Origin of the sequence: Streptococcus sp. CF7_Ac1-8, from assembly GCF_024295435.1 — a bacterium.
GTDB classification, from domain to species: Bacteria; Bacillota; Bacilli; order Lactobacillales; family Streptococcaceae; genus Streptococcus; species Streptococcus mitis_AP.
Map to the genome: position 1 here is coordinate 58,959 of NZ_JANCPI010000013.1, position 7,326 is coordinate 66,284.

6 protein-coding genes are annotated in these 7,326 nt (G+C 42.5%); all 6 read left to right on the forward strand.

Annotated features, from left to right (window positions below):
- Window positions 1-7 precede the first annotated feature (7 nt).
- Entirely contained in the window at window positions 8-1,174 is a 1,167-nt protein-coding gene (locus NMM26_RS07560; protein WP_000521353.1) for a MalY/PatB family protein, read from the forward strand.
- A gap of 92 nt (window positions 1,175-1,266) precedes the next feature.
- A complete protein-coding gene (locus NMM26_RS07565; RefSeq protein WP_254754137.1) occupies window positions 1,267-4,365 on the forward strand; it encodes a DEAD/DEAH box helicase in 3,099 nt (1,032 codons plus the stop codon).
- Between the two features lie 47 nt (window positions 4,366-4,412).
- Window positions 4,413-5,030, forward strand: a complete 618-nt coding sequence (locus NMM26_RS07570) for a hypothetical protein (protein WP_001206456.1) — start codon at window positions 4,413-4,415, stop codon at window positions 5,028-5,030.
- A 10-nt stretch (window positions 5,031-5,040) separates the two neighbouring features.
- Window positions 5,041-6,375, forward strand: coding sequence for a UDP-N-acetylmuramate--L-alanine ligase (gene murC, locus NMM26_RS07575; protein ID WP_254754138.1), 1,335 nt, complete (start codon window positions 5,041-5,043; stop codon window positions 6,373-6,375).
- A 9-nt stretch (window positions 6,376-6,384) separates the two neighbouring features.
- Window positions 6,385-6,846, forward strand: a complete 462-nt coding sequence (locus tag NMM26_RS07580) for a GNAT family N-acetyltransferase (RefSeq protein ID WP_254754139.1) — start codon at window positions 6,385-6,387, stop codon at window positions 6,844-6,846.
- The coding region (locus NMM26_RS07585; RefSeq protein ID WP_254754140.1) for a GNAT family N-acetyltransferase at window positions 6,843-7,326 on the forward strand (484 nt) is incomplete at its 3' end. The genes NMM26_RS07580 and NMM26_RS07585, both read left to right, overlap by 4 nt.

The window sequence follows — 7,326 nt, forward strand, 5'->3', positions numbered from 1 at the left end:
GACAAAGATGGGAAAATATGATTTTACAAGCCTGCCCAATCGTTTAGGGCACCATACCTATAAATGGAAAGAAGCAGAAACGGATAGCGAAGTCCTACCAGCTTGGATAGCGGATATGGACTTTGTAGTCTTGCCTGAAATCCGCCAAGCTGTTCAGACTTACGCAGACCAACTGGTTTATGGCTATACTTATGCCAGTGATGATTTAATTAAGGAAGTTCAAAAGTGGGAGGTTACACAACACGGTTACCACTTTGACAAAGAAGCCCTTGTCTTTATTGAGGGGGTTGTGCCAGCAATTTCGATAGCTATTCAAGCCTTCACAAAAGAAGGCGAGGCGGTTCTGATTAACACGCCTGTCTATCCACCTTTTGCTCGCAGTGTCAAGTTGAACAATCGCAGATTGATTACCAATTCATTGGTGGAAAAGGATGGTCTGTTTGAGATTGATTTTGATCAACTTGAAAAGGATTTGGTGGAAGAGGAGGTCAAACTCTATATTCTCTGCAATCCTCATAATCCTGGTGGACGTGTTTGGGAAAAGGAAGTGTTGGAGAAGATTGGTCAACTCTGCCAAAAACATGGTGTTTTGTTGGTTTCAGATGAGATTCACCAAGATTTGGCCCTCTTTGGTCACAAGCATCATTCCTTCAATACCATCAATCCTGACTTTAAAGAATTTGCTATCGTCTTGACTAGTGCCACTAAAACCTTTAACATAGCTGGAACAAAAAATTCATATGCAGTTATTGAAAATCCTAAGTTACGAGTGGCATACCAGAAACGCCAGTTGGCCAATAATCAGCATGAAATTTCAGGCTTGGGCTATTTGGCGACAGAAGCTGCTTATCGCTATGGGAAGGATTGGTTAGAGGAACTCAAGCAAGTCTTTGAAGACCACATCAATTATGTGGTGGAACTATTTGGAAAAGAGACTAAAATCAAGGTCATGAAACCGCAAGGAACCTACTTGATTTGGCTTGATTTTTCAGCCTATGACCTGACTGATGAAAAATTGCAAGAGCTGTTGAGAAATGAAGCTAAGGTTATCCTCAACCGTGGTTTGGATTTTGGAGAGGAAGGGAGTCTCCATGCCCGTCTCAATGTAGCCATGCCTAAATCCCTGCTGCAAGAAGTTTGTCAGCGGATTGTGACGACTTTTGCCAAACGTTAAAAATCCAGCCTTCTAGGAGAAAAGTATCCCTAGAAGGCTATTTTCATAGGGGAAAATATGGTATAATAAAAAGATAAGGTAAAGGTAAAAATATGGCTAAATTGATTCCGGGAAAAGTCCGTATCGAAGGCGTTGCCCTTTATGAAACTGGTAAGGTTGACATCATCAAGGAAAAGAACAATCGGCTCTACGCTCGCGTTGCAGAAGAAGAACTGCGCTATAGTTTAGAGGATGATTTGGTTTTTTGTGCCTGCGATTTTTTCCAAAAGAGGGGCTACTGTGTGCATTTGGCAGCGCTGGAGCATTTTCTGAAAAATGATGAGCGTGGTCAGGAAATCTTGCAAAGTCTGGAAGAAGGTCATGAAGAAAAAGAGGCCGTTGAAACCAAGGTAACCTTGGGTGGCAAATTTTTGGACCGAATCTTGCCTCCAAAAGCAGAACGTGCCTATGAATTATCGGCTGTGGGGCAAGTGGAAGCAGGAACCAATCATATCTTGTGGACCCTTAGAATCGGGCAAATCAATAGCCAAAAATACTATGTCATTCGGGACATTCCACTCTTTTTAAGGGTTGTCGAGCAGAGAAAACCTTATATGATTGGTAAAACTTATGAGGAGTCTCTGTCTTTGGAAGACTTTGATGAGGCAAGTCAAGAGCTTCTTACTTTCTTGCGGGGACTAGTGGAGGAAGGACTGACTCCAGACCTCTTTTTCCAAAATCAAGGCCGACACCTTTTTTTCCCTCTGACCTTTTTTGAGCAGGGTGTGAATTTACTGATGACTCTGCCCCATTTTCAATTTGACCATCAAGTGGATAGCTACCAAACACTGCTCTTTCAGGATATGAATGCGGATGCCAATCTATTTGCCTTTACAGTAACAGAATACTCTGACTATTTTGAAATGGAAATCAGTGAGAGTCCTAGGGTCAATGTCTTTTATCAGGGAGCTGTGCTTTTCCATAAAGGACAGGTTTATTTTCTAACAGATCAGCAGGTGCGTCTTCTCAAAGAAATCAAAACGCTGCCTGTGGATCAACACGGAAAGAAATACCTGCAATTTGATAGCAGTGACCGCGATAAATTGGCTTCTTGTCTAACTCTTTTTAGCCAGATGGGTACCGTTTCAGCTCCAGAACGTCTACAAATCAAATCCTTTGCACCCTCTTTTTACTTTGACAGTGAAGAAGACAATCGGATTCGTTTAGAAATTCAGTTTGATTATGGAGATAAGCAAGTATCTAGTCGACAAGAGCTGGAAGAGTTACCATTTTCGAGTGATGCTAACTTAGAAGAAAAAATTTTCCAAGTTTGTCTGGCTGCGGGCTTTGAAGCAGATTTTCAATCTTGGCGTCAGGCCTTAAAAGCGGAATCTGTCTATCATTTCTTCCATGAAATCATTCCAATATTTGAAAAACTCGGGCATGTTGACCTATCAGACAAGCTAGAAGAACTTTATAGCCTAGCGAGTCCTCAAGTGCAGATTGCTTCTAAGGGAGGTCTCTTGGAAATCCAGTTTGATTTTCAAGATATTGCCCAAGAGGAAATTGACCAAGCCATGCAGGCCTTGGTTGCCAACCAAGATTTTTACATTGATTCCTCCAATCAAGTCTACTTTTTCGATGACGAAACCAAGAAAATTCGCCAAAATCTACAGGAACTAGGACAGTTTGAATTAAAAGATGGGACCTTGCAGGCTCGAAAATCCTTGGCCTATAGTTTAGCTCATCTTTTTGAAGGGCGTGACCGTGTTTCTTTTTCACAAGAATTCCAGAATTTGGCCCAGGATTTAACGCATCCAGAGGACTTCCCACGACAAGCAACTCAGGTTCAGGCTGATTTACGAGATTATCAGGAAAAGGGAATCGGCTGGCTGCAAATGCTCCACCATTATGGTTTTGGTGGGATTTTGGCTGATGATATGGGACTTGGTAAAACCCTTCAGACCATTGCTTTTTTGACCAGTCAGGTGACAAAAGAAAGTCGGGTTTTGATTTTAGCTCCGTCAGGTTTGATTTACAACTGGGCAGATGAGTTTCAGAAATTTGCCCCACAGTTGGATGTAGCTGTTGTTCATGGTTTGAAAGCAAGTCGTGAAGAGATTCTTGCTGAAAGCCATCAAATCTATGTGACGAGCTATGCCACCTTCCGTCAGGACAGTGAGCTTTATCAGGGGATGGCTTTTGATTTCCTTTTCTTAGATGAAGCTCAGGTTATGAAAAATGCCCAGACCAAGATTTCCCAGACCTTGAGACAGTTTGTAGTACCGTCGGTCTTTGCCTTGTCAGGAACTCCTATTGAAAATCATCTGGGTGAGTTGTGGTCTATTTTCCAAATTGTTATGCCAGGACTCTTGCCAAGCAAGAAAGAATTTATGAAATTGCCAGCTGAGCGAGTAGCTCAGTTTATCAAGCCTTTCGTTATGCGACGCAAGAAAGAAGAAGTTCTGACTGAATTGCCAGATTTGATAGAAGTCGTTTATAAGAATGAACTGGAAGACCAGCAAAAGGCTATCTATCTAGCCCAGTTACAACAGATGCGGGAACGACTGGCTCAAGTGTCAGACCAGGAATTCCAACGAAGTCGAGTGGAAATCTTGTCTGGTCTGATGCGCTTGCGTCAAATCTGTGACACCCCTGCCCTCTTTATGGAGGATTATCAGGGTGCCAGTGGTAAACTGGATAGTCTACGAGATCTGCTGGTACAGGTGGCAGACGGTGGACACCGTGTCTTGATTTTCTCGCAGTTCAAGGGAATGTTGGAGAAAATTGAACAAGAACTACCAGACTTGGGCTTGACTTCCTTTAAAATTACAGGGTCAACACCAGCCAAGGATAGACAAGACATGACTAAGGCATTTAACCAAGGGGAGAGAGATGCCTTTCTGATTTCCCTTAAGGCAGGTGGTGTTGGTCTGAACCTGACCGGTGCTGATACAGTGATTTTGGTTGACCTTTGGTGGAATCCTGCGGTGGAAGCGCAAGCCATTGGCCGTGCCCATCGGATGGGTCAGGAAGAAACGGTTGAGGTCTATCGCTTGGTGACCAAGGGAACCATTGAAGAAAAAATTCAGGAACTTCAAGAACAGAAGAAACATCTGGTGTCACAAGTATTGGACGGCACAGAGTCACGTGGCAGTCTGACCCTAGCAGAAATTAGAGAAATTTTGGGAATTTCTGAAGCCAGCACTTGAAAAATCAAGACAATACGCTATAATGAAGTGTTGAAAGGAAATAGAAAATGAGAGAAGAACGATTTCCATTGGTCTCAGATGATGAGGTCATGCTGACTGAGATGCCGGTTATGGACCTCTATGATGAATCTGACTTTATCAGTAATATCAAGGGAGAATACCGTGATAAGAATTATCTGGAGTGGGCCCCTATTACTGAAGAAAAACCAGTCAAACCCATTGAAAAGCCAGTAGAGAAACCTAAGAAGGCTGGTTTAGGAGTTAAAAAAGAAGGAAAGAGCTATGCGGAGGTGGCGCGTGAAGAAGCGCGTGCGGACTTGAAAAAGAAACGCTCAGCAAGTTATCTGACTAAGGATATTACTCCTACAAGACGCCATTCTCAGCCAAGTCTGGTTAGACAGGACAATCAACCTACCGCGCCTTTCCAAAAGGAAAATCCTGGTGAATTTGTCAAATATAGCCAAAAATTGACCCAGTCTCATTACATCTTGGCGGAAGAAGTGAACAATATTTCGACTCAAGCTGAGTCAAAAGAAACTTCATGCCCAAAGAAAAACAACTATGATTTTCTGAAGAAGAGCCAAATCTACAATAAAAAGAATCAACAAAAAGAACAAGAACGTCAGGTTGCCCAAGAGTTGAATCTGACAAGAATTACGGAATAGGGGAGAAAACATGTCAAAGACATATCATTTTATCGGAATTAAGGGATCAGGGATGAGTGCCTTGGCCTTGATGTTGCACCAAATGGGGCATAAGGTACAGGGTTCAGATGTTGAAAAGTACTACTTTACTCAACGTGGTCTTGAGCAGGCAGGAATTACCATTCTTCCTTTTGATGAAAAGAATCTAGACGGTGATATGGAAATTATCGCTGGGAATGCCTTTCGTCCAGACAACAACGTTGAAATTGCCTATGCGGACCAAAATGGTATCAGCTACAAACGTTACCATGAGTTCCTAGGTAGCTTTATGCGCGACTTTGTCAGCATGGGAGTAGCTGGAGCGCATGGAAAAACGTCAACGACAGGTATGTTGTCTCATGTTTTGTCGCACATCACGGACACTAGTTTCTTGATTGGAGACGGGACCGGTCGTGGTTCAGCCAATGCCAAATATTTTGTCTTTGAATCTGACGAATATGAGCGCCACTTCATGCCTTACCATCCAGAATACTCTATTATCACCAACATTGACTTTGACCATCCAGACTATTTCACAAGTCTAGAGGATGTTTTCAATGCCTTTAACGACTATGCTAAACAAATTACCAAAGGTTTGTTTATCTATGGAGAAGATGCTGAATTGCGTAAGATTACGTCTGATGCACCAATCTATTATTATGGTTTTGAAGCAGAAGGTAATGACTTTGTAGCTAGCGATCTTCTTCGTTCAACAACTGGTTCAACCTTCACAGTTCATTTCCGTGGACAAGAGTTGGGTCAATTCCACATTCCAACCTTTGGTCGTCACAATATCATGAATGCGACAGCCGTTATTGGTCTTCTTTACACAGCAGGATTTGATTTGAACTTGGTGCGTGAACACTTGAAAACATTTGCCGGTGTTAAGCGTCGTTTCACTGAGAAAATTGTCAATGACACAGTGATTATCGATGACTTTGCCCACCATCCAACAGAAATCATTGCGACCTTGGATGCGGCTCGTCAAAAATATCCAAGCAAAGAGATCGTAGCAATCTTCCAACCGCATACCTTTACTAGAACTATTGCCTTGTTGGACGACTTTGCCCACGCTTTGAATCAAGCGGATGCTGTTTATCTAGCGCAAATTTATGGCTCTGCTCGTGAAGTAGACCACGGCGAGGTTAAGGTAGAAGACCTAGCTAATAAAATCAACAAGAAACACCAAGTTATCACTGTTGAAAATGTTTCTCCACTTCTAGACCATGACAATGCTGTTTATGTCTTTATGGGAGCAGGGGACATCCAAACCTATGAATATTCATTTGAACGTCTCTTGTCTAATTTGACAAGCAATGTTCAATAGGCTATTCACATGGAAATTCCAATTAAGATCATTCAGGCAAGTAAGTCTGATTTGGCTGAGATAGAGGCTCTTCAGGCCTCGTCTTTTCCAGCTGTCAAGCAGATGACTTCCCATATTTTAGAAGAAAGTATCCGTAAGTCTGCGGATACCTTTCTTCTAGCTAGGGATGAAAATCAGATTGTGGGCTATGTTCTAGGTGGCCCTCAGTCCCACAATCCGCAATGTCTAGAAGTACATTCTTTAGTCATCGAGGCTGACCATCAGAGACAGGGCTTGAGCACGCTTCTTCTTGCTGCCTTGAAAAAGGTGGCGGTTGAGCTGGATTACAAAGCTATTCGTTTGAAGAGTCCTGATGAGTTGCTATCCTATTTTGAAATGAACGGTTTTATTGATGAAGAAACTTCCCTTTATGTAGCTAGCCAGGGTTATAGTATGATTTGGTTTAATCCCTTTTATCTGGAGGCACAATGAAAATTAGGAAAGCAAGATTAGAAGATTTAGATCGTATCGTTGAGATTGAACTAGAAAATTTCTCACTTGAAGAAGCCATTCCTCGCTCTGTTTTTGAGGCGCATTTGCGAGTAATTCAGACCTCTTTTCTGGTTGCAGAAAAAGAGGGCAGAATCATGGGGTATATAGAAGGGCCAGTTGGACCACACCGCCATCTGCAGGATCAGTCTTTTACAGAAGAGATAGAAGATTATAGTCATGAGCCGGGTGGTTATATCTCTGTGACCTGTCTTTCTATTGCCAAGGAGGCACAGGGCCTTGGGCTTGGTCAGAAATTACTAACAGCCTTGAAAGAGTTGGCTCTTGAACACGAAAGAGAAGGTATTAACCTAACCTGTCATGACTATCTCATCGCCTACTACGAAAAGCATGGATTTGTCAATGAAGGCCAGTCTCAATCAACCTTTGCAGGAGAAACATGGTATGATATGATCTGGGACG

Bases quoted from the DNA above. Each gene is read 5' to 3' on its own strand.
- NMM26_RS07565 (WP_254754137.1), top strand. From the start codon at position 1,267: ATGGCTAAATTGATTCCGGGAAAAGTCCGTATCGAAGGCGTTGCCCTT.
- NMM26_RS07560 (WP_000521353.1), top strand. From the start codon at position 8: ATGGGAAAATATGATTTTACAAGCCTGCCCAATCGTTTAGGGCACCAT.
- NMM26_RS07570 (WP_001206456.1), top strand. From the start codon at position 4,413: ATGAGAGAAGAACGATTTCCATTGGTCTCAGATGATGAGGTCATGCTG.
- murC (WP_254754138.1), top strand. From the start codon at position 5,041: ATGTCAAAGACATATCATTTTATCGGAATTAAGGGATCAGGGATGAGT.
- NMM26_RS07580 (WP_254754139.1), top strand. From the start codon at position 6,385: ATGGAAATTCCAATTAAGATCATTCAGGCAAGTAAGTCTGATTTGGCT.